The 254-nt window shown below is 42.9% G+C and carries 1 pseudogene; it reads right to left on the bottom strand.

Annotated elements, in window-relative coordinates:
- Nucleotides 1–254 (bottom strand): annotated as a pseudogene (locus AAEZ00_RS21740) (HlyD family secretion protein); the annotation flags it as partial.

Below are 254 nucleotides of genomic sequence, written 5' to 3'. Positions count from 1 at the left end.
AAATCAACCTTTGCCGCTAGAGTTTGCAAGTTTGCTTGGGTACTCGCTAACACAGCTTTGCTTTGAGCTAGCTTGGCAACAAATTGGCTGTCTTCCAATTGAGCCAGCAGTTCACCTTTGTTGACGTGTTGATTATCAACCACAGCAGATTGCACAATATAGCCGGGAACTTTTACACTGATATTGGAAATATCAGCCTCAACATAAGCATTGTCCGTTGACTCGATATATCGAACTTGCGACCACCAATAAAC

Source organism: Shewanella sp. S1-49-MNA-CIBAN-0167, assembly GCF_040310145.1.
In the GTDB taxonomy this organism is placed as follows: Bacteria; Pseudomonadota; Gammaproteobacteria; order Enterobacterales; family Shewanellaceae; genus Shewanella; species Shewanella psychromarinicola.
This window is presented reverse-complemented; position numbering and strand designations above follow the sequence as displayed.